Source organism: Paraburkholderia metrosideri, assembly GCF_904848625.1.
GTDB lineage: Bacteria > Pseudomonadota > Gammaproteobacteria > Burkholderiales > Burkholderiaceae > Paraburkholderia > Paraburkholderia metrosideri.
Genome location: NZ_CAJHCP010000008.1, coordinates 1 through 26,979 on the forward strand (window position 1 = coordinate 1; position 26,979 = coordinate 26,979).

Sequence of the window (26,979 nt, forward strand, 5' to 3'; positions counted from 1 at the left end):
GATCCTCGTCGGTATTCAGGTGCCGACAAGCGAGAACGATGGGTTCGAAAAATTCCTCACGACGCTCGGCTATCCGTATTGGGAAGAAACCAAGAACCCGGTTTATCGCCTGTTCCTCGCCTGAACAATCCGAATCGACCGAACCGCCTGAACTGACTGAACTGACCGGACCAAAACGCACAGATGGCTCTTTCGCTCGTCGACAAACTGGTAGTGGCAATCTCGTCGCGCGCGCTGTTCGACTTCGAGGAAGAGAACCGCGTGTACGAGGAAGGCGATCTGCGCGCGTACGAAGCGCTGCAGCGCGACCGGCTGACCGTGCCCGCCAAACCAGGCGTCGCGTTTCCTCTGATCCGCAAGCTGCTGGCGTTGAACACGGGCGGTCATCGCGTCGAGGTGGTGATTCTGTCGCGCAGCGATCCGATTAGCGGACTGCGCGCGTTTCACTCGTGCCGCGAACACGGTCTCGCGATCGAACGCGGCGTGTTCACTCGCGGACGTGCGCCATTTGGCTATCTGAAGCCGTTAAACGCGTCGCTGTTTCTGTCCGCGAATCAGCAGGATGTGCGCGACGCGCTGGCCGCCGGATTCCCGGCTGCACGCGTGTTGCCCGAATCGGCGAAAATGGCGAGTAAATATCCGGACGAAATCCGGATTGCGTTCGACGGCGACGCGGTGCTGTTTTCCGACGAAGCCGAACGCATATTCCAGAAAGACGGCCTGCGTGCATTCGTCGGCCACGAGATTCACAACAAAAATTTGCCGCTCGCGGACGGCCCTTTGAAGCCTTTGCTCGAAGCGCTGCATCGGCTGCAAAAACTCGCGGACGAAGCCGCGCCCATGCATATTCGTACGGCATTGGTTACGGCCCGTTCAGCGCCCGCACACGAGCGCGCGATCCGCACGTTAATGGCGTGGAACATCGAAATCGACGAAGCGATGTTCCTCGGCGGCCTCGACAAGAGCGCATTTCTGCGCGAGTTCGAGCCGGACTTTTTCTTCGACGACCAAATTGGCCATTGCGAATCGGCCCGCGTCGTGACGGCGACGGGGCACGTGCTGAGTGGCATCGTGAACGCATCATGACACCCGAACAATCACCGCTGGGTAAGGCCTCCACCTACACCGAACAATACGACGCGTCGCTGCTGTTCCCGATCGCGCGGAAGAACGCGCGAGAGGCGATCGGCATCGGCGCGCAGTTGCCGTTTTTCGGCACGGACATCTGGAACGCTTACGAGTTGTCCTGGCTGAATGCACGCGGCAAACCGCAAATCGCGGTCGCCACGTTCTTCGTGCCGGCCGACTCGCCGAATATCGTCGAGTCGAAGTCGTTCAAGCTTTATCTGGGATCGTTCGCGCAAACCTCGTTCGAGTCGATGGATGCGGTGCGCGACACCATCAAGCGCGACGTGTCCGCGTCGTGCGGCGCGACGGTTTCCGTTCATTTGGCCGCGCCGTATGAATTCGGCAAGCTGAAGATGGAAGAATTCGAAGGTTTGTCGCTGGACCGGCTGGATCTGGATACCGACGTTTATCACCCGGACGCGTCACTGCTGAGCGCCGCGCACGATGAATCGCCAGTTGAGGAAACGCTGTTTTCCAACTTGCTGAAGTCGAATTGCCCGGTGACGGGTCAGCCCGATTGGGGCACCGTGCAGATTCATTACGTCGGTCCGCAAATCGATCATGCAGGCTTGCTGCGCTACATCATCTCGTACCGGAATCACACGGGTTTTCACGAGCAATGTGTCGAGCGGATTTTTATCGACCTGATGAAGGTCTGCAAGCCGGTGAAGCTCGCGGTGTATGCACGTTATACGCGACGCGGCGGACTCGATATCAACCCGTTCCGCACGAACTACAATCTGCCGATGCCGGACAATATGCGTCTGGCTCGACAGTAACCCTGCCTGATTCGCCGCGGAGGCTGATATGGACTTCGCGGCGAATCAAAAGCCTTAAGCCGCCGGCTTCTTATAAGCCACGCAATCCACTTCAACGCGGCAGTCGATCACCATCGACGACACCACGCAAGCACGCGCCGGCGGATTCTCGCCAAAGTACTCGCGAAACACCTTGTTGAACGATGCGAAATCGCGCGGATCATCCAGCCACACGCCGCAGCGGACCACGTGCTCCGCACCGTAGCCGGCTTCCTTCAGAATCGCGAACACGTTCTGGATCGCCTTGTGCGATTGCTCGACGATGCCGCCGTTGATCACTTCGCCGTTTTCCATCGGCGTCTGACCTGACACGAACAGCCAGCCGTCCGCTTCAACCGCACGTGCAAACGGCATGTGCTGACCACCCGTGCCCTTTCCGCCTTCTACGCCATATCGCTTCATCTTGATACTCCTTAAAAAGTTGGGCGCGCGTTCGACACTATCGCTTCGCGCACCATCATCAATCGGTTAAATAAAATCAGAACGCGCCGTGCGCGTCACCCTTCGACGCCGCGCCGCGCGCTACAAAATGCCCGGCCCGCTCGCCCGTTACTTCGCCATCGCGATACGACAGCACGCCGTTCACCCACACTGCGTCAATGCCGTCGGCGGCTTGCTGCGGCTTTTCGAAAGTCGCTGCGTCACGCACTTTGGCCGGGTCGAACAGCACCAGATCGGCGTGATAGCCAATGTGGATTTCGCCGCGCTCCGCGAGTCCAAAACGACGCGCCGACAAACCGGTCATCTTGCGCACCGCTTCTTCGAGCGGCAGCAAACCGGCGTCACGCGCGTAATGACCGAGCACGCGCGGAAACGCGCCCCACAAACGCGGATGCGGCAGCGGATCGTTCGGCAGGCCGTCGGAACCGACCATCGTCGCGGGATGCGACAGAATGCGCCGCACGTCGTCCTCGGACATGTTGTGATACACCGCGCCCGCCGGCTGCAGACGCTTGCCCGCTTCCTGCTGCGTGACGCCCCACTCCGCCGCGATCTCCTTCACGAGCTTGCCCGCCATCTCGGGATGCGGCTCGGACCACGTAATCGTGATGTCGATATCGCCCGTCACCTGCTTCAGATCCAGCGTGGACGAACTACGGTTGTACGGATAGCAGTCGCAACCGATCGGCTGCAAGCGACGCGCGCCTTCGATCGACTTCAGCACTTCTTCGCTGCGCCCCCAGTTCGACGGACCCGCGCACTTCAGATGCGAGATCACCACCGGCACATGCGCGTGACGCCCGACGCGAAACGCTTCGTCCATTGCGTCGAGAATTGCGTCGAATTCGGTGCGCATGTGCGTCGTGTACAACGCGCCGGCGGCGGCGAGCGGTTCGGCGAGCGCCATCACTTCTTCGGTCGGTGCAGCGAACGCCGAGCCATAGGCCAAACCCGAACTCAAGCCCAGCGCGCCGTTTGCCAATGCCTCTTCGAGCTGCGCACGCATGCCGTCGATTTCAGTTGACGTGGCCGCGCGATCGAGCCGGTCCATCTGGTTGTTGCGCAACGCCGTATGACCGATCAACGCGCCGACATTCACCGCCGGACGCGCCTTATTCACTGCATCGACATACGCTGCGAACGTGGGGTACTGAAACGCGTCGCGCTCGCCCAGCAGGTTCATCGGATCAGGCGGCTCGCCCTTCAGCGAAACCGGTGACGCGCTGATCCCGCAATTGCCGACGATCACCGTCGTCACGCCTTGGGTGATCTTCGGCAGCATTTGCGGCGAGCGGATCACATGCGTGTCGTCGTGCGTGTGGACGTCGATAAAGCCTGGCGCCAACGCGCGCCCATTGGCCTCGATCACCTCTTCGGCGAGCCAGTTCGACAGGTTGCCGATCGCGGCGATGCGGCCGTCGCGGATCGCGACGTCGCGCTCGACAGGCGGCGCGCCCGTACCGTCGTACAGTTGCGCGCCGACGATCAGCGTGTCGGCGGCTTCGGGATGCGAATGCATGGATCAGTCTCCTAACGGTTGTCGATCGCCGCCGCCGCGGTGAGTGTCGAGCGCGTGCTTCATGCGGCGCAGCAATTCGCGGCTCTCGTCACCCTGACTGACGGCAAGTTCGGTGACGAGCACATCGAGTGCCATCATCATCGCGTAGCGCGACGACGATGGCTTGTAAATGAAATCGGTTTCGAAGGCGACGATCGGGATCACCCAATCGGCCAGACGCGCGAGCGGCGATGCCGGCGCGGTCAACGCGATCACGGTCGCGCCGTAGCTGCGCGCGATCTTGCAGTTCTCGACCATCTCGGGCACGCGCCCGGTGGTGGACAGCGCGATCACCACGCATTCACGCGACACCGTGCTCGCGACCATGCGTTGCAGCAAGCCATCCTGATAGGTCGCGACGGGCCGGCCGAGGCGCACGAGACGGAAGCGCATCTCATCGGCGAGCGCGGTCGAGCCGCCGCCCATGCCGAACACGTAGATCATTCGGGCTTCGCGCAATGCAGCGGCCGCTTCGCCTAGCGGCGCCTGACGCAGCAATTGATGGTTATGCGCGAGCGCGTTTTGCAGTTCGTCGAATATGCGGGTGGCGATCGGCTCCGGGGCGTCGCTGGAGCCGCCCGGTTGCAGGAAGCGCTGACCGACCGCAGCCGCCTGCGCGAGCCGCAGTTTCAACTCGCGTACATCGCGGCAGCCCACGGCTTTCGCAAAGCGCGTGACGGTCGCGACGCTGACTTCGGCCTGCTGCGCGAGCGCATTGATGCTCGCGCGCGATGCGCCGGTGAGATCGTCGAGAATCAGCGCGGCGACCTTGCGTTCGGCCGAGCGCAGTTCCGGCGCGCATTCGGCGATGCGCGCGACGATGTCGAAAGCCAGCGGTTCGGCGGTTGAGTTCATTGCAGACTGTGGGGTGTCATGCGGGGCTGACAAAGAGCCGCGCGACGACTGTTGCACCAGGGCGTGGTACTAAATAACATTTCATCAACCATCGTACTTTCGGTAACATGGTAAAGTCAAATCTGATTCAATTTAACCGGACGATGGAGCTTGGAGACATGAAAGTTACAAACTATCAGGGCGCAACGATTGATCCTTATAGCAAGGGCTTGGGCATGGTTCCGGGCACCAGCATCCAGCTCACGGATGCCGCGCGTCTTGAATGGAATCTGCTGAACGAAGATGTGAGCCTGCCGGCTGCCGTTCTGTATGCGGATCGGGTGGAGCACAACCTGAAGTGGATGCAGGCATTCGTCGCCGAATACGGCGTCAAGCTCGCGCCGCATGGCAAGACCACCATGGCGCCGCAACTGTTTCGCCGTCAGCTCGAAACCGGCGCTTGGGGTATTACGCTGGCCACCGCGCATCAGGTGCGGGCGGCGTATCACGGCGGCGTGTCGCGAATCCTGATGGCTAACCAGTTGGTCGGCCGTCACAACATGATGATGATCGCCGAGTTGCTCAGCGACCATGACTTCGAATTCTTCTGCCTGGTCGATTCGGTTGACGGCGTTGAACAGTTGGGCGAGTTTTTCACGTCGGTGAAGAAACCGCTGCAAGTGCTGCTCGAACTCGGTGTGCCTGGCGGCCGAACAGGGGTACGCGACGAAGCACAGCGCAATGCGGTGCTCGAAGCGATCGACCGTTATCCGGACATCCTGAAGCTCGCCGGTGTCGAGTTGTATGAAGGTGTATTGAAGGAAGAGCACGAGGTGCGCGAGTTCCTGCAGAGCGCAGTCGCAATTACGCGCGATCTCGTCGAGCAAGGTCGTTTCGCGCGCACTCCGGCGGTGTTGTCCGGCGCGGGGTCGGCGTGGTACGACGTGGTCGCGGAAGAATTCGTGAAGGCGTCGGAGACCGGCAAGGTCGAGATCGTGTTGCGGCCCGGCTGCTATCTGACGCACGACGTCGGTGTTTATCGCAAGGCGCAGACCGATATTTTCGCGCGCAATCCGGTCGCGAAGAAAATGGGCGAAGGTCTGCTGCCGGCGCTGCAATTGTGGGCGTATGTGCAGTCGATTCCCGAGCCGGATCGCGCGATCATCGGCCTCGGCAAACGCGATTCCGCTTTCGACGCCGGCATGCCGGAACCGGCGCGTCACTATCGTCCGGGTAACGAAGCACCGCGCGATATCGCGGCGAGCGAAGGCTGGGAGATTTTCGGCTTGATGGACCAGCATGCGTATCTGCGAATTCCCGCAGGCGCCGATCTCAAAGTGGGCGACATGATCGCGTTCGACATCTCGCATCCGTGCCTGACGTTCGATAAGTGGCGTCAGTTGCTGGTGGTCGATCCGGCGTACCGGGTCACGGAAGTGATCGAAACGTTCTTCTGATTCTCGCCGACTGCGCACTTTGGGCAACAGGGTGCGCCGTTCGTCTTGCAGACCTGCGTTGCGCGAATGCGAGTTTCGCGGTTCTACGAGATCGACCGCTGTTCAAATCCAACCGGCCGCCGCAACGGTCGACGCGTTGCTATACACCGTCCCGGGCACCCGCGGTAGCCGCTACTTCCCCGATTCTCACCTCGAGCATCTTCAGCGCGCCCGACAACGCACCTAGCGCATCGTCCGGCAACGCGGTCATCGTGTCGTGCAAGAACGCGTTGCGACGCGGCAAACTCGCTTCAGTCGCCGACTGCCCCGCTTCCGTCAGACGCACGTTGGTCACGCGGTTATCGCGCAGATCCATGCTTCGCGCGATCCAGCCCAATCCTTCCAGCGTCTTGAGTTGCCGCGTGAGCGCGCCCGGATCGACACGCAAACGCTCGACCAGACGCTTTTGCGACATCTCCTCGCCCGCCTGTTCGTGCAAAACCAGCAGAATGCGCCAGCGCGGCAACGGATGGCCCACATAGGCCTCGAATGCCGACATGAATGCCCGATAAGTCCTGCCGAATTGCTGCATGACGGCGACGCGGTCCTGTTGTTCCATGATGTGTCTGTCAAACGGTAAGTCTGAAAATCAGTCTGCGTGAATCACGGGCTCGAGCTTGCGATGCAGCTTGATCGGCGGCACGCGGCGGCTTTGCCATACCGACACCACCGCGATGATCGCCGCCATCGCGAGACCCAGATGAATCGCGGCCACCAGCGATTCGCGCGCGCTTTCCAGCAGCATCGCGCCGTTATGACCCGCATGCGTCAACTGGTCGACCAGCGTGGTTTGCGCGCTTTGATTGATCAGGATTTGCGGATCGCCGAGTTCGCTGAACCAGTGCGATGCGTTGGCGCTTTCCAGCGCGCTGCGCACACCGCTCGCGTACATGTGGCTGATCAGTGTGCCGGTGAGCGCCGTGCCGATCATGCCGCCGATCATCCGCAGCGACTGCAGCAGCGCGGTGGCAATGCCGAGGTGCTCGCGGCCCGCAGTCTGCTGCGCGAAGATGGTCAGATTGGGCATCACGAAACCGAGCCCGAGGCCGCCGAGCACCATGAACGACATCAGCACCCATTCCGACATGGAGCGCGTGGCGACGACGATCCCGAGGCACGACAGCGCAGTCAGCGCAAAGCCGATATACAGCATCAGATTCGGATTGCGCACGCGCGACACGATGCGCCCGTTAGCAATGCTGCCAACCGTGATGAACACGACCAGCGGCGTGATGACGATGCCCGCCTCCTTCGGCGACATGCCGAAGCCGCCCTGGAACAGCAACGGTGCGTAGAACAGCATCGAGAACATCGTGAAGCCGCCGAGCACGGCGAGCAGGAACAGCGCCGAGAGGCTGCGATTGCGGAACATATCGACGGGAAGAATCGCGGTCGGGCAACGCTTTTCCCACTGCCATAGCGCGTAGGCCGACGCGACGCTCAAGCCAAGCAGCGCGAATGCGATAAGGGTCGAGCCATGCTTCGGCAGCATTTCGACGAATAATTGCAGCGAGCCGAGCGCGATCGCGATCAGCACGGCGCCAGGCCAGTCGAGCCGCATCTTGCCCTCGTGCTCGACATGCCGCAGATGCGGCAGGAAACGCCACACGAAAAACAGCGACAGCAGGCCCACCGGCAGATTCACGTAGAACACCGAGCGCCAGCCGTAATACTGGGTGAGGAAACCGCCAAGCGACGGCCCCACGGCATTGGCGATCCCGAACGCCGAACTCATCAGCACCTGCCAACGCAGACGCACAACCGAGTCGGGGAAGAGATCAGGAATGCACGCGAACGCGGTGCCGACCAGCATCCCGCCGCCGATGCCCTGCAGGCCACGCGCGAGCACCAGAAACAGCATGTTGTTGGCGACGCCGCACAACACCGACGCCGCCGTGAACACCACGATCGACGCGATCACAAACGGCTTGCGCCCGTAGTAATCGCCGAGTCGGCCGAAAATCGGCACAGTGATGACGGAGGTCAGCAGATACGACGTGGCGACCCACGCGTAAAGTTCGAAACCCTTGAGTTCGGACACGATGGTGGGCAGCGCAGTGCCGACCACGGTCTGGTCGAGCGCGACCAGCATCGTGACGAAGGAAATGCCGAGCATCGCCAGCAAGGACTCACGGAACGGTAAAACTTGCCCACTCGAGTGGTGAGCAGCGGTATGGACAGCCATTTTTTTGATAGAGCAACAGTTGACCCGTCAAATGATCGGGAATCATACCATGCGGTAATGCTCTAAGCGGGACGTGCCGCCGGTTCACCGAGGTGGCAATCGACTGAAGAAAGCACACGACATGACGCCAGGGAGGCCCATGCAATCGAGTTCGCTCGCAACATCGCCGTTATCCGACGAAGACCTGAAAGCGCTAAAACGCGCGAAACATCAACTTGAAAGCCCCGCACTCACGATGAAGCTGGCGAGTATTGTCGGCGCGCCGATTGAGAAGCTGCTGTCGCGCATTCCGGCATTCGCCAATGAAAAGATCACCGATGCGACGGAAGTGGCGCTGCGCAAATGCCTGTCAATCGCGCTGCGCACGCTGGGCCGTCGCGACGCTGCGCCGCTGATCGTACCCGACCGGCCGAGCAACCTGTTGCACAAGTTCGCCGTCGCGACCACCGGCGCGGCCGGCGGCGCCTTCGGGCTGTTCGCGTTGCCCGTCGAACTGCCGGTGACGACCACGCTGATGTTTCGTTCGATCTGCGATATCGCGCGTAGCGAGGGTGAGGATCTGACGTCGATCGAAACGCAGCTGCAATGTCTGACGGTGCTCGGCATGGGCGGCACGTCGAGCGAAGACGACGACGCCGACCTCGGCTACTTCATCATGCGCGGGGCGCTTGCGCAGGCGGTGTCGAAAGCTTCGTCGGAAATCGCGACCAAAGGCTTCAGCGCACACGGCTCGGCTGCGTTGCTGCGGCTTCTGAACGCGATTGCGGCGCGCTTTTCCGTCCAGGTGAGCGAACAGATCGCCGCCAAATCGATTCCGGCGATCGGTGCGGTGCTCGGCGCAATGGTCAATACGGTTTTCATCGACCACTTCCAGCAGGTCGCGCACGGTCATTTCACCGTGCGGCGGCTGGAGCGGCAATACGGACAGCCGACGGTCGAAGCGGCATATCAGACGCTGGACGTCACGCTCGACGGTTGAGCGGCGGCGTGCGTGGCGCGGCTGGTCGCGCGTTGCACGAAGGTGGCCGCGTGATCGAGCGCACGGTTCGCCTCGGGGATGAACGGCGCGAACATCGGCCAGACGTGTGGCATCTTCTCCCAGACCTCGAGCTCGCATTCGACACCCGCCGCACGCGCTTTATCGGCGACACGTTGCGAGTCGTCGAGCAAGACTTCCGTGCTGCCCGCCATCAGAAAAAGTGGCGGCAGGCCTTGGAGATCGGCGTAGAGCGGCGAAGCGTACGGGTCGATGGGTGATGCGTCACCGAGATAAACCTGCGCGGCACGCTGGATCGCGGCGCCGCAAAACATGGGGTCGGCGCTGTCGTTGGTGCGCAGGCTGGCGCCCGTCGTGGCGAGATCGGTCCAGGGCGAGAACAGCAGGCCGCCGGCCGGCAACGGATCACCCGCGTGTTTCAAGGCGACCAACGTGGCAAGCGCAAGCCCGCCGCCAGCTGAATCGCCGGCAATCACAATCGACTCAGGTGCGATACCGTCGGCGAGCAGTTGGCGGTACGCGGCGGTGGCATCGTCGAGCGCAGCCGGGAAACGATGCTCGGGCGCGAGCCGGTATTCGAGAGAAAAGATCGCCGCGTTGGCGCGCGTCGCGAGTCCGAACACAATCGAGCGATGCGTACGCGGTGAACAGAAGTAGTAGCCGCCGCCGTGGCAGTACAGCACCGTCGGGCCGGCGCTGGACGCCGTCGCGCTACCGGCGGGTTCGAGCCACTCGCCGCGCAGAGGTGCGTCACTTGCGCCATACAGCTCGCGCAAACGCCAGTCGCGCGGCACGCGCGGCGACCAGACGCGCTTGGCCGTCAACGCACGCGCCCGCTCGACATTGATGCCCGGCTTGAGCGTTTCCGGTCGAAACTGCCTACGCAAATACCAGCATGCGAGTGCACTTTGCCAGCTCATCGGGACACGCTCCTTATGTGGTATCCCGTTATGGTACGTGCGTTCGACGCTATGTCAGTGGACGGCGGGTTCTAATCTTGAAAATGCCCGGGTGGCCAGATCCGGCTCTCCCGGTGTTCAGTTCGCCGGCAAAACCTGGCCGCGGATTTCGCCCATCGGGTTCTGAGATGTGTGCACGTTGAAGTACCACTGCCCGGCCATCAGATCGGTGACCTGCTGTTCGGTAAGTGCCGCCGATCCCTTGATCGGACTCGCGAGTGCGCTCTTGTCGATCGGCACCTGGATCTTCGCGTTCTGGCCTACGGGGGCGGGGCCGTGGAAGTGAGCAGCGGTGGTCGGGCTGCTCAACCCTTCGTAGGTGATGGTCCATTGCAGCGATTTCGTCGACGTATCGAACGTGGCGTTCAGCATGCCGTGCCCGTGGCTGACACGAGGCGGCACTTCGCTGGAAGGTTCGAGATCTGCCTTCAGGGCTACGGTATCCGCGAAGGCGACACCTGACGCCAACGCCCACAACACCACAGCCAGATTCAGTTTTCGCAGCGTCAACATGGTCTTCTCCGGACTTTTGATGCACCGCCGCACCGACAGTTCGGCCGCGCGCGAAGCTTCCACATACTAGTGCAAAAGTCTGCGAGATGTTCGGGTGGGACTGGATACGAAGGAAGTTGGAACGCGTCGCGGTGCGGCGCCGGTGACCGTGATTTCTTTGGCGGAGGTCTGGTCGGGAAAGCGCTGGATTTATAGTTGTCCGTAGTGGTCCTTCATAGGCACGCTACGTGGAAGCGTTTATGACACGACCGGAATTGGTTTCAGGATTTCAGGAGAAGGGGCCTACGAGCGCATATCCAAACGCCCCCGTCTATGGAGATCATTCTGATTTAAAGACTCCAAACTAAACCAAACCCGTTGACTGACCTGCAAAATATGACGCGGACAAGTGACGTCACCTCGTCGTTTTAATCGATTTCTTCAAACAGTTAATTGCGAATTTTGCAGTGAATCAACCGATCTATCCCGGGTATGCTTCCGACTGCGAGAAGTGACTCCTTCATCGAAGGAAGTCTCCAAATCTTTAACGCGGCTTCGGCCGCGTTTTTTTTCGCCTGTCTGTTTCACGCATGCTCTGAGAAGGTTCGCACCTGCCTTCATCAGCGTACTAAGCGGAGAGTTGGCGACTGTCTCGCGCGGGCTTTTGCGCAACGAGACCAGTTTGCCGCCCTCCCCGCTGTGCAAAACACTACGCGAGCAATGCTGCCTGCCGTTCGATACCGTCCAGCATCGCATTGCATTTGCGGATCAACGCCAGCCCGTCGCTACGCACCTGCTCCACAGACCTGATGGCGATATCACGACGATATTCGTCGATCACGTTGAGCAGCGGCGGATACTGCAGCACACTCGCCGCCCCCGCCACTCGATGAAGCCATTCGCGCAAACGTTCAACTTCGACAATTTCGAGCAATGGCGACAACGCCTGAATATCTTCACGCACGGAAAACACAAACGAATCCAGCAATGCCTTGACGGTCGATTCGCTCCCCCACAGTTGCGTCATATGGCTAAGATCGACGGGCACAAATGGCTCGGCGTCGCCGCGAGTAACCGGTTTGACGACCGCGGGAACGGCGACCATTTCCGCAGGAGCGATCTGCCAGGCGCTGTCGGTGCCGAACCAGCGGCTCAGGTAATCGCGCAAGGTGGCGAGCCTGGTCGGCTTGATAAGGCAGTCGTCCATTCCCGCTTCGCGGCAGAGATTCAGGTCCTCAGGTGCGGTGTTCGCCGTGATGCCTAAAATCGGCAGGCGACGCGCCCCGCCTTGCTCTCCTTCGCGAATTCGACGCGTGAGCTCATAGCCGGACATATTCGGCATATGGCAATCCGTGATCAGACAGCCGTAGCTCGTGTGCTCCAGCGCTGCCAATGCTTCGACGCCGTCATTCGCCACGTCGCATGCAAAACCGAGCAACGCCAGTTGATGGCGGATCAGTTCCTGATTGACCGGATGATCTTCAGCAACAAGAATCAGCCGGCCGTTGGCGATCGCCTGTTCACGGTCCGGCGGCGTCGTCACACCTTCGGGCGTGCGCGACAGACTCGCCAGGCGCGGCGACCCCGTAGGCAACCCGGTCATGGCGGCGGCGCACGCGGCACCGAGGCCGCGCCATGAAATCGGATTGATGCTGACGCGTACCGTGTTGTCGAGAATACGGTAACCAGTCGGCTTCGGCTTCTCAGTCAGGCTGATCAAGCGTGTGCCTGGGCCAAGGTGCGCCGGCAACGTCACGTTGTCACTGACGAACAGCAAATCGATTGCTGGCCACGTCGCGCGATCGTGCCATTCTGCGGAATCCGGCATCAGGCTGCACAACTCGAGCCCAAGCGCCTGACCGAAGTTCACCAGCGCCTGGCCGATGTGAGGGTCGCTCGTCAGCACGACTCCACGCTTTCCGCGCAAACCGTTGACGTAGTAATGCTGCGCTTCGATTGGCATGGTGAGCCGCACGATCATGCGGGTGCCCTTACCCACTTCGCTGCGTAGCGTGAGCGTGCCGCTCATCAGATCGATCAACTTGCGACAGATCGTCAAGCCGAGGCCCGTGCCGCCAAAGCGTCGTGTCGTGGACGACTCCGCCTGCACGAATGGGTCGAACAGACTTGCCTGAACGTCCGGGGCGATACCGATGCCGGTATCTTCCACACTCATTTCGATGGTCTGGGTGTCCTCGTCCTGAGTGACGACCGACACACCCACTTCGACTTCGCCCTGCGGCGTGAACTTGATTGCATTGCCCAGCAGATTGAACAGAATCTGCCGCAGACGGACGCTGTCGCCACGCAATACCGCCGCGACTTCCGACGCAATACCCACACGCACCTTCAAACCTTTCTCGTGGGCACGGCCAGCCAGCAAGCCCACTGCGTTATCAACCAGTTCGCGGATGTCGATCGGCTCGGCTTCGAGCGTCAGCCGGCCCGCTTCGATTTTCGAGTAATCGAGCAGGTCGTCGAGAATCTGCAACAACGCGCCTGCCGACTCGTGGATCATCCCCAGCATTTCACCTTGATCGGTATTCAGCGGCGTGCGCTCCAGCACCTCGACGAGACCCAGCACGCCGTTCATCGGCGTTCTGATTTCGTGGCTCATCATGGCGAAAAAATCGTCTTTCGCACGTGACGCCGCTTCGGCCACGTCGCGCGCCCGCGCGAGTTCCTCGGAGCGGGCCCGTTCCACGCTCGCGTCGATCCAGTAGCCGCTCCATACGACGCTGCCATCCGTTTCGCGACGAGGAACCAGTTCAGCGCGCACCCATTTGAGTTGCTGCGCGCTTTTGAGACGAAACTCCATGTGCACCGGTGTTTCGTCGTTAGCCGAACGTTCCAGTTCGGCCAGCACGAACGGTCGGTCCTGCTCCGACACGCGATCGAAATCGACCACTGCGCCGCTGGTCGGCAGTATTTGTTTGTCGAGCGATACGGGCGGGATCTCGCTGCTTCCTAACAGATGCCGCGTGTCGCCACCTATATACGGAAACGAATACACGCCAGTCGACGTGCGTCGCATCTGGAACACCACGGCCGGCAGTGAGCGCGTCACATCGAACAGACGCCGCTCGGTCTCGCTCGCGAGCATTTCGGTACGCCGGATCTTGGTGATGTCGACCATGGTTCCGAGAACGCACACCGGCTGTCCGTCGCTGCCATTGCACACGCTGGTCCAGAACAGGCCGTGCCGCAACTCGCCCTCCCGAGTCTCGAACTGCAACTCCACCTGCGCGATGTCCCCGCCTTTCAGTATGTCGCGCGTCATGTCGTCGAGAATGCGGCTATTGACGTCGCCCCAAGTCTGCACGTCCATCGTGGTACGCCCGATCACATCCTCGCGGCTCAACCCGCACGCCTCTTCATAAGCGCGGTTGATTGCCATGTAACGTCCATCCAGCCCCTTTGCCACGAGCGGATAAGGCACGGTCTTCATCATGGTTTCCTGGAAGTTGAGCTGCAGCGCAAGCTCGCGTTCGGTTTGCTTGCGAAGCCGGACTTCCCGCTGCAGCAACAAATAGGCGCGCAACGTAACCAGCAACGCGACGCCGATACCGATCAGCACCGGTAGCAGGCGCACCGCCGTTACGCTCCAGATTCCTGCGTCAGGCGCGGACCCGGTCACCCACTTTTGCCGGATACGCCGTTTCTCCGACGCCGGCATGGCCTGCAACGCGCGGTCGATCAGTCCGGCAAGCTGGCCCAGGTCCGCGCGCACCGTGAAGTCGAGCGAATCGGACTCGCCGATCGTGCCCAGAATCTTGAGTACACGGCCATAACGCTTCTTAAGGAGAACGTCGACCGCGGCCACGTTGCCCACCATCACGTCTGCTTCGCCGGTCTTGACCATTCTCAGCGCGTCATCGAGGCTGGGGGCGACAACGATGTGCTCGGCGGGGATGGCATCTAGCGCAAGCGGAAGGGAACCAGCGACGTGTGACGGGACGACGACCCGGCGCGACGAGAAGTCGTTGAACGAACGCGCGGCCGGTTCACCGTCACGCCCGACGATCACCATCGGATAGCTTTCGTAGGCCTGGGTATGTTCCGCGTTCTTCAGATGCGGGCCGTTGCTGGACGCCGTGGAAAGGATCGCGAGGTCGCCGCGCTGGAAGGCGTCGATCGTGGAACTCCAGTCGGATGTGCGCGCGCGATTGAACACGACGCCGAGGGTTCGACTCAGATACGCCAGATAGTCGGCGGTAATACCAGCGGGACGTCCGGCGTCGTCGACATAGCTGAACGGCGGCCAGTTGCTGTCGAAGCCCACCTGTAACGGGGGCAACGAACGAAGCCACGCCTTTTCCTGCGGTGACAGTACTAAGCTGGGCGCGACTGTCTCCGGTTCAGAATTGAAATTGGCGGACAGCCAGCGTACGCGAATCGCGGCGCTGTCGGCAGGATTCATCGACGTCAGTGCCCGATTCAACTGATCGCGTAGCAAAGTGTGGCTGCGTGGCACGCCAAACCGCAAATCGGAGATTTGACCCGGTTCTTCGAAAGCGACGCGCAGATCCCGGAATTCCTCGGTAGCCAATTCGTATTGGACGACTGGCGTAAAACCGAGATAGGCATCGGCGTCGCCGCGCGCTACCGCGGCAAGGGCCGCGCGCGTGGAGACGAACGCATCGACCTCTGCGCGCGGAAAGCCGTCGCGGACCGAATGTTCCAGTGCAAAGCCCCGCTCGACGGCAATGCGCGCTCCGGCCAGCCTGGCCGGGCCGTCGTACTGATCGCTGTTCCGGCGCACGACTGCCGAGACCGATGAGCGGAAATATGGCGCGGTGAAGTTGATGCAACGTTCGCGCTCGGGTGTGCGGGCGAGGCTCATCACGATGTCGACATTGCCTGCGCAGACAGCAGCAAAAAGCTGTGGCATGTCCGAGAACGTCCTGGTTTCGATAACGACGTTTTGTCCAACCAGCGCGCGCAAATAATCGCCGCTGACGCCGGTCAGTCGACCGTCCTGCAACGCGTCGAACGGCATCCATCCGCCCGCGAGTACACCTACCGTCAACTTGTCAGGAAAAGTGCGAGTGACTGGAGGGCGAGACCGGACCCCGAGTGTCTGCGCAATCGAGGTCATTTGCACGGCCAGCAACAAGGGCAACGCGAGAAGGCACGCCACCTTGCGCCAGAGCGCGGGCGTCGCAGCGATACGCTGGAGAAAACGACGCATGAACCGGACGCTTGTCACCTGTCCCCCTCAAGCGACGTCACCCTGACCGTCGGCCAGAGCAACGCGCGCCGGGTCGGCGCTTTCTTTAAGGAAGGAAAATAGAACGCCGGCAGCGACGCCGCCCGACAGCGGTGCAGCCCAGAACAGCCACAGTTGATCCAGCGCCCAATTGCCGACGAACAGCGCCTGAGCCGTGGAACGGGCGGGATTGATCGACCCGTTGGTAACGGGAATCGATACCAGATAGACGAGCGTCAAGCACGTACCGACGACCAGCGGACCCAGCGAGGCCATCTTTGCACGGCCTGCAATCGACAGACTCGCCATGACAAACGCGAAAGACAGTACGAATTCGACGACTAGCGCCGAATGCAGTTGATAGTCGGCAGGAGAATGAGCACCAAAACCGTTAGCTGCGAATTCGCTCGCGCCTAACTCAAATCCCGGGCGCCCACTCGCGATGTAGACGAGTAGCGCCGCCGCCGCAATCGCACCGAGCGTTTGGGCGACGATGTAGGGCAGCAGGTCCTTAACAGGAAAACGTTGAGCGACAGTAAAGCCGACGGTGACAGCAGGATTGAAATGCGCGCCCGACGTTTTGCCGAACGCATAACTGGCCGTGATGAATGCGAGGCCGAACGCTATGGACATCTCCAGACCACCGTAACCTTGCAGAGCCGCACGGGTGTCCAGCACGGAACTGCCGCACCCGATGAACACGATCCACGCAGTTCCGACCCCTTCGACCCACAACCGCTTACCTAATGCGACCATCGCCCCTCCCATGTCTATGTACGAGGCAGACGGCACCGCACGATTGCACCAAGTCAATTACCTTGAATTCTCCTGGTGCTCTATCGATCAGGATGACAAACCAACTTTTGCCCCTAGGCGAGCGAGCAGTACGGCCTCAGTGAACTCAGAATTATCGAAGGAGAACCGACGCATACCAATCAGAAAACTCTTAAATCCCAACGTTTCCAGCGACATTGTCGGACACAGCACCGCTTGATCTCTGTCAGGCAAGTCCGATTTGCTGTGCGTAATCGATCAATTCAGAGTCCGTTTCCAATCCGAGCTTTCGCATCGCACTGCGCTTTTGCGTACTGATGGTCTTGCCGCTGCGTTGCAAACGCGCCGCGATCCTGTTGACTGCCATACCTTGCACATAGAGTTGGAACACCTCCCACTCACGCGCGCTCAACACGCCGGCACGAAGCTGCGGCGCCGGCTCAGCGGATTCGATTGCGATACGGGCCTGCTCCGACAGATGGACGCGCCCGGCAGCCACGGCCTCGATCGCGTCGATCAAAGCCGTGGCCGTGTCACGTTTATTGACGATTCCACTCACCCCTATATGTAGAAGCCCGGCGAGCATATGCGGATGGTGGATCATCGTCAGCACGATGACGCGTGGCCGCGGGCCGCCGCGCAACACGCGACGCAGAAACGACACTGAGTTGCTCGCGCCGTCGATTCCCGGCATGCCGATATCCGAAATGACAATGTCGCAGGCGTGGGTGTCCAGCAGTTCCGCTAAACCAACTGTGTCGGCGGCCTCACCGACGATTTCGATATTCGGGCTGTTCTGCAACAAGTACCGGACGCCGGCACGAACGCAGTGGTGATCGTCGGCCACGACGACGCATATCTTATTTGTCATCTTTGTTGTCTTGTCGACTGTCGTGCCCAGCACTCGACGTGCTTCCCCGGGCATGACAATACTTTTCTATTCGACGCGCCGTCGCGCGGCACGTCGCCGGATCGTCAGCGGGTTTGGGCAAGCCCCTTGGGCCCCACACCGTACTCGGCAGCGAAGCGGAACAACTCTGCGTCGCTTTGCAACGACAACTTACGCATGGCCGCGCATTTCTGCGCGCTGATCGTCTTGACGCTGCGCCCCAAACGCCCGGCGATTTCACTGACGCCTAACCCCGATGCATATTGTGTGAACACCTCCAATTCGCGGCGCGACAAGATGGCGTGGACAAAGTCGAGTCGTTTGGTCACGCTGGCGTCGGCAAGCTGTGCGCGAACCGCGGGGCCGATATAGCATTCGCGCGCCATTGCCATAATGATTGCCACGTGGATCAGATCGATCCGGTCACGCTTGCTCACCAATCCGTCGACACCGAGAGAAATGACTCGTTGCAACGTAGTCGCTTCCGTTTCCATAGTGAGAATGACGAGCGCCACGTTTGGATAGCGCGTCTTGAACTGCCTGATGATGTCGAACCCGGTGCTCTCTGACGGACCTGGCATGTAAAGGTCCATGAGCACCAGGTCGCAGGGGGTGCAATCAATCTCCGTGAAGAGGTCAACGGTGTCGGCGGCCCGGCCGACCACCTGTATGTCCGGATAGCCGCTCATCAGATTGTCGATCGCGAGCAGAACCAATGGATGGTCGTCAGCGATGATTGCCCGAACGGGTTTGCCTGTCTCAATGGTGTCGTTCATCATTATGTTTTCTCCCTGCCTGGCTTCTTGCCCGGCCCTCCGGCACGATAGGCTCTGACACCATATTCAGATATTTTCAAGTCGATAAATATCGGATCGATCCGAAACAGGGTCCAAACAATTCAGAACGACTAATTATTTAGCCTTGCGATTTAAATTAAAAAAAAGCGCGTGTGCGCAGACACGATAAAAAAGACCTGCGTCAGTGCTGACTTCAGGTCCCGTCCTGGCCTTGCGTTTTTTCCGAGTAACCGCACGGCGATGCCTGCCAGGCGCGGCCGCAATCTCCGAGACAAACCTGTGCGGGACCTGCGCCTGAATCCCGCAGAGATCTGGCGCAGGCAACCACGAAACAGAACCGGTTCTTTGTTACGTGTCAGTTTGCATCGCAGGTTCGCGACGTTTGCACTTTGCGCACCCGAATCGCACGTGGAAATATCGGCAACGCGATCAATGCACAGGCACTCGCCGCCGCCCAGACCATCGGCCACGATCCAATCGACAACACCAGCGGAATCGCCAATGGCGTCAGGAACAACGTCAGAAATACACAGGTATTGCCGATTGCCAGCGCCGTGCCCGCCCGGCTCGTCCCCGCCAGCGTCGCGAGTTCGGTGAAAGCGACGCCGTGCCATGCCGACGCGCTTACGCCGCCCAGCACGATCAGCACCGCCAGCAGCGTCGTCATCGCGAGGTGATGGCCCGCAATGCCGGTCACGAGAGCCAGGACTGCGAACAGCACCGCCGTCAGCAGACTGCACGCACGCATATAAGCCCGGCGATTGCCGCGCCGGTCAGTCCACCTGCCGCTCCAGACTCGTGCAACCGCGGCGCCCGTTTGCACGGCGGCCATCGTCACACTGATCGCCAGCACCCCAGCCCGGCTGAAGTCGTGCAGAAACACAGTCCCGAAGGTCAACACGGCCAGTTGCGGCACGCACAGTGCGCCAGCGGCGAGCGCCACGCGCCAGATGTTCACGTCACGCAACGGCGAGACCTTTTTCGACAGCGCAGATGAAGCCGCCGTGCCACCGTCCGCCTGCGGCCGGGCTGCGTTGCCTGCATCGATATACGACGGTTCGTGTAGCCAGCGCCATGCGAACGCTGCTGTGATGGCGCACGCAAGCGCCAGCACGCTATACGCGCTCGCAAAGCCGAATCGCGACGCCAGCACCGGCAACACCAGCGCCCCCAGTCCGCCACCCGCCGGCACCGCAGTCTGCCGGATGCTCATTGCAAAGCCGCGCTCGCCCTCCCGGAACCACGCCATCACCGCCCGCCCGCTCGATCCGTTGACACTGCCGCCGAGCAATCCCACCAGCAGCAAGCCCAGCGCGAGCACCGTTACGCTGGGCACATGCGCGCCGCTCGGCACCACGAACACCGCGAGGCCCGCAAGCGCGGCAGCGGTCGACAGCAACCCGAGCAGCAACACGCGCCGATCACCCCAGCGGTCAGTCAGCAGCCCCCAAGGCAACTCGCTGACTGAAATGCCCAGTCCGAGCATGCCAAGCACCAGGCCCAAACCACCGTTGTTCAGGTGGTAGCCCGAGCGCAGAAAGACCGCCGTCGTCGGAATTCCAGAAAATGCGGCCGAAAAACTCGCGTTTGCGGCAAAGCCGACTCCCAACACCTTCCACCGATGAGCGGCCGGGCGCCCTTGCGCCACCGTCGCTGCCGCTTCCGCTTCCGCTGCTAATCCATTTCCCATGACACACCCCATTGCGAAGAATCTGGAGGTATCCTACGGCTGGGCCTTCCATCGGAAAAGCCGGAATTTCAGATGATACTCATCGGATATACCGAATCATGAATCAACGCGGATTTGACCTTACACAGCTGCGCACCTTCGTCGCCGTCGCCGACTCGGGCAGTGTGTCTGCGGGCGCCGAGCGCGTTTTCCTGTCGCAATCATCGGTCAGCGAGCAATTGAAAAAGCTCGAGGATCGCGCCGGTCAGCCGCTGTTCGTGCGCAGCAAGCAGGGGGTCTGCGCGACGCCTGCCGGCAGCCGCCTGCTCGACCATGCGCGGCGCATCCTCGCGATGAGCGAAGCCGCGTTCGAAGACCTGCACGGGCGTTCGCTCGACGGCGAGTTGCGTATCGCGATCACCGACTATTACCGGCCGCACGACATCGCGCGCATTCTGAAAACGTTTTCTGAACAGCATCCGCGTCTGAAACTGCACGTCACCGTGATGCCCAGCGCGGTGATCGACAGCAGCACGCAAGACGATGCGTCGTTCGATATCGGCCTCTCGTTGCGACTCGGCACCGTCAGTCCGCGCGGTGCAAACCGACGCCCCGGGGTGCCGGGCACCGTCGTGCGGCGCGAGAAACTGCTATGGGTCAGCGGCGCCGATACCCCATCGCGCCCTGCCACGCCCTATCCGCTAGTTTTGTTACCGTCGAGCTGCCAGTTGCAACGCTTCGTCGTGAAGTTGCTCGACGAACACAAAGTGCCGTATGTCGTGTCACATTCCGCTTCCGGCGTCGCCGGGTTGCAGCTGGCATTGCAGGCCGGCCTCGGCATTTCCTGCCTGAACGAATCGTCGCTGGGCGGTGGCGTGGTGGCATGTCCGTCGAGTATCGGATTGCCTGCATTACCCTCGGTCGAGTTTCATCTGCTGCCCGGGCGGATCGGCGAAAGCGAACTCGTCAGCAATGCGCGAACCGCGTTAATGAACCTGTTTGCGTGAGCACACTATGATCCAGGTCAATTCTTGCGTGATGAACAGTTGAACGCACACTCATCGCCACCTATGATTGTTCCGGCGCGTCATTGGCCGAGCGTTGTTTTGCTATTGACGTCCCGGATAAATTCCTGCAACCTGACACACGCTGCAGAACGTTACAGACGCGTTTCAAGCGTTATCCTCGCAGCCCGAAAACCGCCGCCCACTGGCGCATTCAGGCAGATCATTGTGTTTGAAAAATGCAATTGCATCGCCGTATCCCGAGTCGTATAACGAGCCGTTTCGACCCATTGCCGTGACAGCGTACGCATTAATACTTCGCGATCCAGAATAAGTCCGCTCTGATTTGCTGTTATGCAGTCGCTATAAAAGACCGGCAGCCCGACATACATCGTCCGTTAGATTCCTGGCGTGAATCCGCGAGCGAATGCATGAGAATCAAATCGATAAAGAAGAACGTTCCCCAACGAGGCCCGGCGTGCATCGTAGAACTATCGGATCTTCGGTTTTGCTCGTGCTTTACGTCATGTGGAGCGGCGCAGCGTTTGCGGCGGCGAGTGCGCCCGTCGCGATGCCCTCGGCGATGGACGAGCGTATTCGTGCGTGCACCTCGTGTCATGGCGTGCAAGGCCAGGGGCTGAACAACGACTACTTTCCGCGTATCGCCGGCAAACCCGCTGACTATCTGTTCAATCAGCTCACTGCGTTTCGTGACGGCGGCCGCACTTATCCGCCAATGGGCTATCTGCTCGCGTTCCTGCCCGACGACTACCTGCGCAAGATCAGCCAGTATTTCGCCGATCTGCAACCACCGTATCCCGACGCCGATCACACCGATGTCCCGGCCGCCACGCTCGCTGCCGGCGAGCGGCTCGTCACGCACGGCGATCCGGCGCGCAAGATACCGGCGTGCATCGCCTGTCATGGGAGTCGTATGACCGGCACGCAGCCGGGCATACCGGGGCTGCTGGGCTTGCACGCGAGCTATATCGCCGGACAGATGGGCACGTGGCGCTCGGGAACGCGTCACGCGCTCGCGCCGGACTGCATGCACACGATCGCGATCAAGCTGAGCGACAAGGACATCACCGCCGTATCGAGCTGGCTCGCCCGTCAGCCGCGTCCGGCCGATCCGCGCCCCGCAGCGTCGGCCGCCGGGCCGCTGCCTCTAGCTTGCGGGAGTCAACCGCAATGAAGCCGACACTTCGCCTGCTGACGGCCGGTTTGCTGCTGAGTGGCGCCGCGATGCTTCTGCATGCGCTGTCTGCGCCGCTCATTGCGCAGAGCCACGCAGCCGAACCCGCCCCCGCCACACCCATCGCAGCGGCGGGCGCCGATACCGACACCCGGCCCGAGATCGTCAAACGCGGCGAGTATCTGGCGCGCGCCGGCGACTGCATAGCCTGCCATACCGCGCCGCGCGGCAGACTGTTCGCAGGCGGTCTCGCGATGGAAACGCCGTTCGGCACGCTGTATTCGCCGAACATCACGCCTGACGCGCAGTACGGCATCGGCACATGGAGCCAGGAAGCGTTCTTCAAGATGATGCGCACGGGCCGCAAGCCCAATGGCGAGCTGATCTATCCCGCGATGCCGATCGCGCAATACACGAAAGTCACGCGCGAAGACTCGGACGCGATCTTCGCCTTCCTGAAGACCGTCGAGCCCGTACGCGAGCCTAACCGCAAGCACACGCTGCGTTTTCCGTACAACCAGCGCGAGTTGCTATACGGCTGGCGCACGTTGTATTTTCGTGAGGGCGAATTCAAGCCTGATCCGACCAAATCGGTCGAATGGAATCGTGGCGCGTATCTGGTCGAAGGGCTGGGGCACTGCACGATGTGCCACACGAAAATCAACATGCTCGGCGGCTCGTCGCAGCGCGATCAGTTCGCGGGCGGTCTGATTCCGGTGCAGAACTGGTACGCGCCGTCGCTCACGTCCGACAAGGACGGCGGTCTCGGCGACTGGAGCATCAAAGACATCGTCGACCTGTTGCAGGCCGGCATTTCGGATCGCGGCGCGGTGTATGGCCCGATGGCCGAAGTCACGTATCACAGCCTGCAATATCTGAGCGACGACGATATCCGCGCAATGGCCGTTTATCTGAAAAGCCTGCCCGACAAAAGCGGCCGCAAATCAGGTCCGACTGCTCCGACCAACACCAACGTGTTCGCGCTCGGCGAAAAGATTTACGCGGACAAATGCGCGATATGTCACGGCGCAAAGGGCGAGGGACAGTTGCAGCATTACCCGCCGCTCGCGGGCAATCAGTCGATTGAAATGGACTCGGCGGTCAATCCGATCCGGATCGTGTTGAACGGCGGCTTTCCGCCCGGCACGATGCGCAATCCCGAACCGTATGGGATGCCGCCGTTCGGTCAGGAACTGAACGACACCGAAGCAGCTGCGGTGGTCACCTATATCCGCACCGCGTGGGGCAATCATGGTCAGCCTGTGACCGCGCGCCAGGTCAACGAACTACGCAACGCGCCGCTGCACTGAGTCACGTATTCGAGCGGCGCGTATTGAAGAACCGCTGCACGGGAGAACCCACGAGATGCAAGCAAACGACACCCCCAGCGCGCCGCCCACCGATGACGAAGTGGAACGCGTCGTCGCGGCCGGTCCGCATGGCGCGATTGCCGTCGCTGGTGTCGCAACCCTGATCGTCATGGCGATCTGGTTCGCCTTCTACTTCTTCGCGTTTTTGCCACGCGGCGTTATCCACTGACCATGTCGACCGAATCGAATCATCAACCGGATAGCGGCCACTCGGTCGCATTACGCGCCGAGCGGCGCTGGGCGATTTTTGCGGTCGGGCTAATCGTGCTGATGCTCGCCGTGATCGTGTTTTCCGGCTTGCATTGGGCGATGATGCCGCCGTCGCGCGTCGAAACGATCGACCCGTCGCGACTGCAACTGTCCGGCGAATTCGTCGAAGACAATCTTGGCAGCGCGGTGCAGCCAGATGGCTCGGTGATGGTGCGCTTCATCGCGCAGCAGTACTCGTTCACGCCGCAATGCCTGCTGGTTCCCGCCGATACGCCGATCACGATCCGCACCACCAGCGCCGACGTCGTGCACGGCCTGCTCGTCACCGATACGAACATCAACACGATGGTCGTGCCCGGCTATGTCGCGACGCTGAACACGCAGTTCGACCATCCCGCCGATCACAACATGCCGTGTCACGAGTTCTGCGGCTTCGGCCATCAGACGATGTGGGCGCACGTGAAGGTGATCGACAAAGCCACCTTCTTCGCGATGGCCCGACAATCACGGAGGCTGAGCTGTGTTCCACGCTAAGCGACTCGTTCTCGCGCATTTCTGGCTCGCCTTCATCGCGTTTCTGATCGCGCTGTTTCTCGGCGCGTGGCAGATGCTGGTGCGCAGTCCGTTGGTGCCGTGGATCGGCGATCCCGAGTTGTACTACCGCTCGGTGACCGCGCACGGCTCGGTGATGGCGTATGTGATGCCGACGCTGGTGTCGATGGGCTTCGGCTATGCGATCGTCGAGCTGGCGCTCGCGCAGCGGCTGGTCGGTCTCAAATGGGCGTGGGCCGCGTTTTATCTGCTGCTGGTCGGCGCGGTGATGGCGATGGTGCCGGTCGCGCTCGGCAAAGCCTCCGTGCTCTACACCTTCTATCCGCCGATGATCGGTAGTCCGTTCTACTACCTCGGCGTGGTACTGGTGGTAGTCGGCTCGTGGATCTGGGTCGCGCTGATGCATGTGAATCTGCGCGTCTGGAAGCGCTCGAACCCCGGCAAGCCCGTGCCGCTCGCGATGTTCGCGAACGTAGCGGGCGCGTATCTATGGGCGTGGACCGCGGTGGGGGCAGCGCTGGAGATTCTGTTCCAGATCCTGCCGGTCGCGTTCGGCCTGACGCATACCATCGACGCCGGTCTCTCACGCATCCTGTTCTCGTGGACATTGCACGCCATCGTCTATTTCTGGCTGATCCCGGCGTATATCGCGTATTACACACTGGTGCCGCGCGCGATCGGCGGAAGGCTTTATAGCGATTCGATGGCGCGCGTGTCGTTCATCCTGTTCCTCGTGTTCGCGATGCCGATCGGCATTCACCATCTGTTCGCCGATCCGCAGGTCGGCTCCGGCTTCAAGTTCCTGCATGCGGTGTTCACAGGCATGGTCTCGGTTCCGACATTGCTGACGGTATTCACGATCTGCGCTTCCGTCGAAATCGCCGGCCGATTGCGCGGCGGCAAAGGCGCGTTCGGCTGGCTCACCGCGTTACCGTGGCAGAACCCGATGATGCTGGTGATCGCATTTTCATTCGTGATGCTCGGCTTTGGCGGCGCGGGCGGGCTCATCAACATGAGCTATCAGTTGAATTCGACGGTGCACAACACCCAGTGGGTAACCGGACACTTCCACCTGATCTTCGGCGGCGCAATCGTCATCATGTACTTCGCGATTGCGTACGAACTGTGGCCGCAACTCACCGGACGCGCGATCATTTCGGTGAAGCTGGTGCGCACGCAATTGTGGCTGTGGTTCATCGGCATGATGGTCGTGACGTTGCCGTGGCATTACGTGGGCCTGCTCGGCGCGCCGCGTCGCATGGCTTACTACGACTACAACATGTCGGGCATGCAGGATCAGGGCTTCTGGGTGGGCATGTCGGCGGTCGGCGGCTTGATTCTGGTGGTGTCCGGTGTGCTGTTCACTGTCATCCTCGCGAAGTCGCAATTCGGACCGGCGATCCAGCCACAGGAGTTCCGCTTTGCCACCGCCGCGCATCCGGTGGACCACGTACCGGCCGCGCTCAACAGCTTCGGCTTGTGGGTCGCGCTGATGATCGGCCTCACCGTCGTCAACTACAGCGTGCCGATCGTGCAGTTGCTCAGACTGCCGCAAACCTCGGTGCCGGCCGTCATTATCGGAGCGCAGCGATGAGTGACGAACGCGTCTTCAGCTTGCGTAACCCGTGGTTCACGTGGAGCGTGGGCGGCACGATTGCGATTGCCATCGTGGGGATCCTGATCGGCTTTATCTGGCTGCCGTCGGCGAGCAGCGCGTTCGGCGATCGCGGCTTATGGGCGACGATCTGCGGCGCCGCAGGCGTGCCGTCGAGCTGGTACAACGGCGCGAGAGCGAACGCGCCCGTACCGAGCGACGTGGTCGTGTTGCCGCCTTCGCCGTGGGTGCATCCCACGGCAGATTCGATCGGGCGCGGTGCGACCATTGCAACGCAGAATTGCTCGATGTGTCACGGCGTGCTCGGCACGACTCAGGTGACAGCGCCCGCGTTGGCGGGACAATATCCCGATGTCGTCTATAAAGAGTTGCGCGATTACCAGAGCGGCCTGCGGCAAAACGCGGTGATGCAGGCGATCATCGCGGCGCGCAGCAATGAGGATTTGCAGGATCTCGCAGCGTATTACTCGTCGCTGGCGAGAGCCCCCGCGGCGGAAGTTCTGCCGCGCGGCGAGGAGCCCGATGCCAACGCGGTGAAGCTCGCGATGCAGGGCGACCCGGAGCGCAATATCGCGCCGTGCGCCGCGTGTCATGGACAACTCGATCGCAAGGGCGCGGCGCCATGGTTAGGTCGGCAGTCTTCGGTTTATCTCGCCGCGCAGATGCATGCGTTTGCTACCGGCGCGCGGCACAACGATATCAATGAGCAGATGCGCAACGTGGCGCGGCAATTAACGCCGGAGGAGATTGATGGTCTGGCGAAGTATTATGCGGCGATGCCGTAGCG

The 26,979-nt window shown here is 61.2% G+C and carries 23 protein-coding genes; 11 read left to right on the forward strand and 12 right to left on the reverse strand.

What is annotated here, in order from left to right:
- Positions 1-183 precede the first annotated feature (183 nt).
- Both LMG28727_RS18395 and queF read left to right on the forward strand, forming a co-directional pair.
- Positions 184-1,086, forward strand: a complete 903-nt coding sequence (locus tag LMG28727_RS18395; protein ID WP_201643750.1) for a 5'-nucleotidase — start codon at positions 184-186, stop codon at positions 1,084-1,086.
- A complete protein-coding gene (queF, locus tag LMG28727_RS18400) occupies positions 1,083-1,907 on the forward strand; it encodes an NADPH-dependent 7-cyano-7-deazaguanine reductase QueF (RefSeq protein WP_201643751.1) in 825 nt (274 codons plus the stop codon). Before LMG28727_RS18395 ends, queF begins: the two co-directional genes overlap by 4 nt.
- 54 nt (positions 1,908-1,961) lie before the next feature.
- On the opposite strand, the gene LMG28727_RS18405 is transcribed toward queF, so the two are convergent.
- From LMG28727_RS18405 to LMG28727_RS18415, 3 genes are all read right to left on the reverse strand, one after another.
- Positions 1,962-2,348 (reverse strand): RidA family protein, encoded by a 387-nt coding sequence (locus LMG28727_RS18405; protein ID WP_064265547.1) that lies wholly within the window; start codon positions 2,346-2,348, stop codon positions 1,962-1,964.
- A 76-nt stretch (positions 2,349-2,424) separates the two neighbouring features.
- Positions 2,425-3,906, reverse strand: coding sequence for an N-acyl-D-amino-acid deacylase family protein (locus LMG28727_RS18410; RefSeq protein ID WP_201643752.1), 1,482 nt, complete (start codon positions 3,904-3,906; stop codon positions 2,425-2,427).
- A gap of 3 nt (positions 3,907-3,909) precedes the next feature.
- On the reverse strand, positions 3,910-4,800 hold the full coding sequence (locus tag LMG28727_RS18415) for a MurR/RpiR family transcriptional regulator (protein WP_201643753.1): 891 nt from the start codon (positions 4,798-4,800) through the stop codon (positions 3,910-3,912).
- 158 nt (positions 4,801-4,958) lie between these two features.
- On the opposite strand from LMG28727_RS18415, the gene LMG28727_RS18420 reads away from it, so the two are divergent.
- Positions 4,959-6,236 carry an amino acid deaminase gene (locus LMG28727_RS18420; RefSeq protein ID WP_201643754.1) on the forward strand — a complete coding sequence of 426 codons (1,278 nt, stop codon included), beginning with the start codon at positions 4,959-4,961 and terminating at the stop codon, positions 6,234-6,236.
- Between the two features lie 139 nt (positions 6,237-6,375).
- On the opposite strand, the gene LMG28727_RS18425 is transcribed toward LMG28727_RS18420, so the two are convergent.
- Together LMG28727_RS18425 and LMG28727_RS18430 are read right to left on the reverse strand one after the other, a co-directional pair.
- A complete protein-coding gene (locus tag LMG28727_RS18425; RefSeq protein WP_201643755.1) occupies positions 6,376-6,834 on the reverse strand; it encodes a MarR family winged helix-turn-helix transcriptional regulator in 459 nt (152 codons plus the stop codon).
- Between the two features lie 30 nt (positions 6,835-6,864).
- Entirely contained in the window at positions 6,865-8,460 is a 1,596-nt protein-coding gene (locus LMG28727_RS18430) for an MDR family MFS transporter (RefSeq protein WP_201643756.1), read from the reverse strand.
- A gap of 139 nt (positions 8,461-8,599) precedes the next feature.
- Between LMG28727_RS18430 and LMG28727_RS18435 the strand changes: the two genes are divergently transcribed.
- A complete protein-coding gene (locus LMG28727_RS18435) occupies positions 8,600-9,439 on the forward strand; it encodes an EcsC family protein (protein WP_201643757.1) in 840 nt (279 codons plus the stop codon).
- On the opposite strand, the gene LMG28727_RS18440 is transcribed toward LMG28727_RS18435, so the two are convergent.
- The 7 genes from LMG28727_RS18440 to LMG28727_RS18470 form a co-directional block, all read right to left on the reverse strand.
- Positions 9,409-10,377, reverse strand: a complete 969-nt coding sequence (locus tag LMG28727_RS18440) for an alpha/beta hydrolase (RefSeq protein ID WP_201643758.1) — start codon at positions 10,375-10,377, stop codon at positions 9,409-9,411. The genes LMG28727_RS18435 and LMG28727_RS18440 overlap by 31 nt on opposite strands.
- Before the next feature lie 117 nt (positions 10,378-10,494).
- Complete coding sequence (locus tag LMG28727_RS18445) at positions 10,495-10,929, reverse strand: CHRD domain-containing protein (protein WP_201643759.1); 435 nt, start codon at positions 10,927-10,929, stop codon at positions 10,495-10,497.
- A gap of 688 nt (positions 10,930-11,617) precedes the next feature.
- Positions 11,618-16,099: a transporter substrate-binding domain-containing protein gene (locus LMG28727_RS18450; protein ID WP_201643760.1), complete on the reverse strand. Its 4,482-nt coding sequence runs from the start codon at positions 16,097-16,099 to the stop codon at positions 11,618-11,620.
- A 27-nt stretch (positions 16,100-16,126) separates the two neighbouring features.
- Positions 16,127-16,873 carry an aquaporin Z gene (gene aqpZ / locus LMG28727_RS18455; protein ID WP_201643761.1) on the reverse strand — a complete coding sequence of 249 codons (747 nt, stop codon included), beginning with the start codon at positions 16,871-16,873 and terminating at the stop codon, positions 16,127-16,129.
- A gap of 244 nt (positions 16,874-17,117) precedes the next feature.
- Entirely contained in the window at positions 17,118-17,762 is a 645-nt protein-coding gene (locus LMG28727_RS18460) for a response regulator transcription factor (protein ID WP_201644117.1), read from the reverse strand.
- 104 nt (positions 17,763-17,866) lie between these two features.
- Complete coding sequence (locus LMG28727_RS18465) at positions 17,867-18,556, reverse strand: response regulator transcription factor (protein ID WP_201644118.1); 690 nt, start codon at positions 18,554-18,556, stop codon at positions 17,867-17,869.
- A gap of 376 nt (positions 18,557-18,932) precedes the next feature.
- On the reverse strand, positions 18,933-20,267 hold the full coding sequence (locus tag LMG28727_RS18470; protein WP_201643762.1) for an MFS transporter: 1,335 nt from the start codon (positions 20,265-20,267) through the stop codon (positions 18,933-18,935).
- Positions 20,268-20,365: 98 nt separating this feature from the next.
- Here LMG28727_RS18470 and LMG28727_RS18475 point away from each other — a divergent pair, with 98 nt between their 5' ends.
- The 7 genes from LMG28727_RS18475 to LMG28727_RS18505 all read left to right on the forward strand — a co-directional run bounded on the left by LMG28727_RS18475 (position 20,366) and on the right by LMG28727_RS18505 (position 26,977).
- Positions 20,366-21,253 carry a LysR family transcriptional regulator gene (locus LMG28727_RS18475; RefSeq protein WP_201643763.1) on the forward strand — a complete coding sequence of 296 codons (888 nt, stop codon included), beginning with the start codon at positions 20,366-20,368 and terminating at the stop codon, positions 21,251-21,253.
- Between the two features lie 475 nt (positions 21,254-21,728).
- Entirely contained in the window at positions 21,729-22,445 is a 717-nt protein-coding gene (locus LMG28727_RS18480; RefSeq protein WP_201643764.1) for a c-type cytochrome, read from the forward strand.
- Positions 22,442-23,755, forward strand: a complete 1,314-nt coding sequence (locus LMG28727_RS18485; protein WP_201643765.1) for a c-type cytochrome — start codon at positions 22,442-22,444, stop codon at positions 23,753-23,755. The genes LMG28727_RS18480 and LMG28727_RS18485 overlap by 4 nt, the downstream gene beginning before the upstream one ends.
- 55 nt (positions 23,756-23,810) lie before the next feature.
- Complete coding sequence (locus LMG28727_RS18490; protein WP_201643766.1) at positions 23,811-23,984, forward strand: hypothetical protein; 174 nt, start codon at positions 23,811-23,813, stop codon at positions 23,982-23,984.
- Between the two features lie 2 nt (positions 23,985-23,986).
- Entirely contained in the window at positions 23,987-24,559 is a 573-nt protein-coding gene (locus tag LMG28727_RS18495) for a cupredoxin domain-containing protein (RefSeq protein ID WP_074762950.1), read from the forward strand.
- On the forward strand, positions 24,546-26,171 hold the full coding sequence (locus LMG28727_RS18500; RefSeq protein ID WP_201643767.1) for a b(o/a)3-type cytochrome-c oxidase subunit 1: 1,626 nt from the start codon (positions 24,546-24,548) through the stop codon (positions 26,169-26,171). Before LMG28727_RS18495 ends, LMG28727_RS18500 begins: the two co-directional genes overlap by 14 nt.
- Positions 26,168-26,977 (forward strand): c-type cytochrome, encoded by an 810-nt coding sequence (locus tag LMG28727_RS18505; RefSeq protein WP_201643768.1) that lies wholly within the window; start codon positions 26,168-26,170, stop codon positions 26,975-26,977. Before LMG28727_RS18500 ends, LMG28727_RS18505 begins: the two co-directional genes overlap by 4 nt.
- Positions 26,978-26,979: the final 2 nt, after the last annotated feature.

Coding starts and splice junctions, on each gene's coding strand:
- LMG28727_RS18440 (WP_201643758.1), bottom strand. CDS start 10,377: ATGAGCTGGCAAAGTGCACTCGCATGCTGGTATTTGCGTAGGCAGTTT.
- LMG28727_RS18405 (WP_064265547.1), bottom strand. CDS start 2,348: ATGAAGCGATATGGCGTAGAAGGCGGAAAGGGCACGGGTGGTCAGCAC.
- LMG28727_RS18430 (WP_201643756.1), bottom strand. CDS start 8,460: ATGGCTGTCCATACCGCTGCTCACCACTCGAGTGGGCAAGTTTTACCG.
- LMG28727_RS18505 (WP_201643768.1), top strand. CDS start 26,168: ATGAGTGACGAACGCGTCTTCAGCTTGCGTAACCCGTGGTTCACGTGG.
- LMG28727_RS18450 (WP_201643760.1), bottom strand. CDS start 16,099: ATGCGTCGTTTTCTCCAGCGTATCGCTGCGACGCCCGCGCTCTGGCGC.
- LMG28727_RS18485 (WP_201643765.1), top strand. CDS start 22,442: ATGAAGCCGACACTTCGCCTGCTGACGGCCGGTTTGCTGCTGAGTGGC.
- aqpZ (WP_201643761.1), bottom strand. CDS start 16,873: ATGGTCGCATTAGGTAAGCGGTTGTGGGTCGAAGGGGTCGGAACTGCG.
- LMG28727_RS18495 (WP_074762950.1), top strand. CDS start 23,987: ATGTCGACCGAATCGAATCATCAACCGGATAGCGGCCACTCGGTCGCA.
- LMG28727_RS18470 (WP_201643762.1), bottom strand. CDS start 20,267: ATGGGAAATGGATTAGCAGCGGAAGCGGAAGCGGCAGCGACGGTGGCG.
- LMG28727_RS18415 (WP_201643753.1), bottom strand. CDS start 4,800: ATGAACTCAACCGCCGAACCGCTGGCTTTCGACATCGTCGCGCGCATC.
- LMG28727_RS18465 (WP_201644118.1), bottom strand. CDS start 18,556: ATGAACGACACCATTGAGACAGGCAAACCCGTTCGGGCAATCATCGCT.
- LMG28727_RS18460 (WP_201644117.1), bottom strand. CDS start 17,762: ATGACAAATAAGATATGCGTCGTCGTGGCCGACGATCACCACTGCGTT.
- LMG28727_RS18475 (WP_201643763.1), top strand. CDS start 20,366: ATGAATCAACGCGGATTTGACCTTACACAGCTGCGCACCTTCGTCGCC.
- LMG28727_RS18490 (WP_201643766.1), top strand. CDS start 23,811: ATGCAAGCAAACGACACCCCCAGCGCGCCGCCCACCGATGACGAAGTG.
- LMG28727_RS18395 (WP_201643750.1), top strand. CDS start 184: ATGGCTCTTTCGCTCGTCGACAAACTGGTAGTGGCAATCTCGTCGCGC.
- queF (WP_201643751.1), top strand. CDS start 1,083: ATGACACCCGAACAATCACCGCTGGGTAAGGCCTCCACCTACACCGAA.
- LMG28727_RS18445 (WP_201643759.1), bottom strand. CDS start 10,929: ATGTTGACGCTGCGAAAACTGAATCTGGCTGTGGTGTTGTGGGCGTTG.
- LMG28727_RS18425 (WP_201643755.1), bottom strand. CDS start 6,834: ATGGAACAACAGGACCGCGTCGCCGTCATGCAGCAATTCGGCAGGACT.
- LMG28727_RS18410 (WP_201643752.1), bottom strand. CDS start 3,906: ATGCATTCGCATCCCGAAGCCGCCGACACGCTGATCGTCGGCGCGCAA.
- LMG28727_RS18435 (WP_201643757.1), top strand. CDS start 8,600: ATGCAATCGAGTTCGCTCGCAACATCGCCGTTATCCGACGAAGACCTG.
- LMG28727_RS18420 (WP_201643754.1), top strand. CDS start 4,959: ATGAAAGTTACAAACTATCAGGGCGCAACGATTGATCCTTATAGCAAG.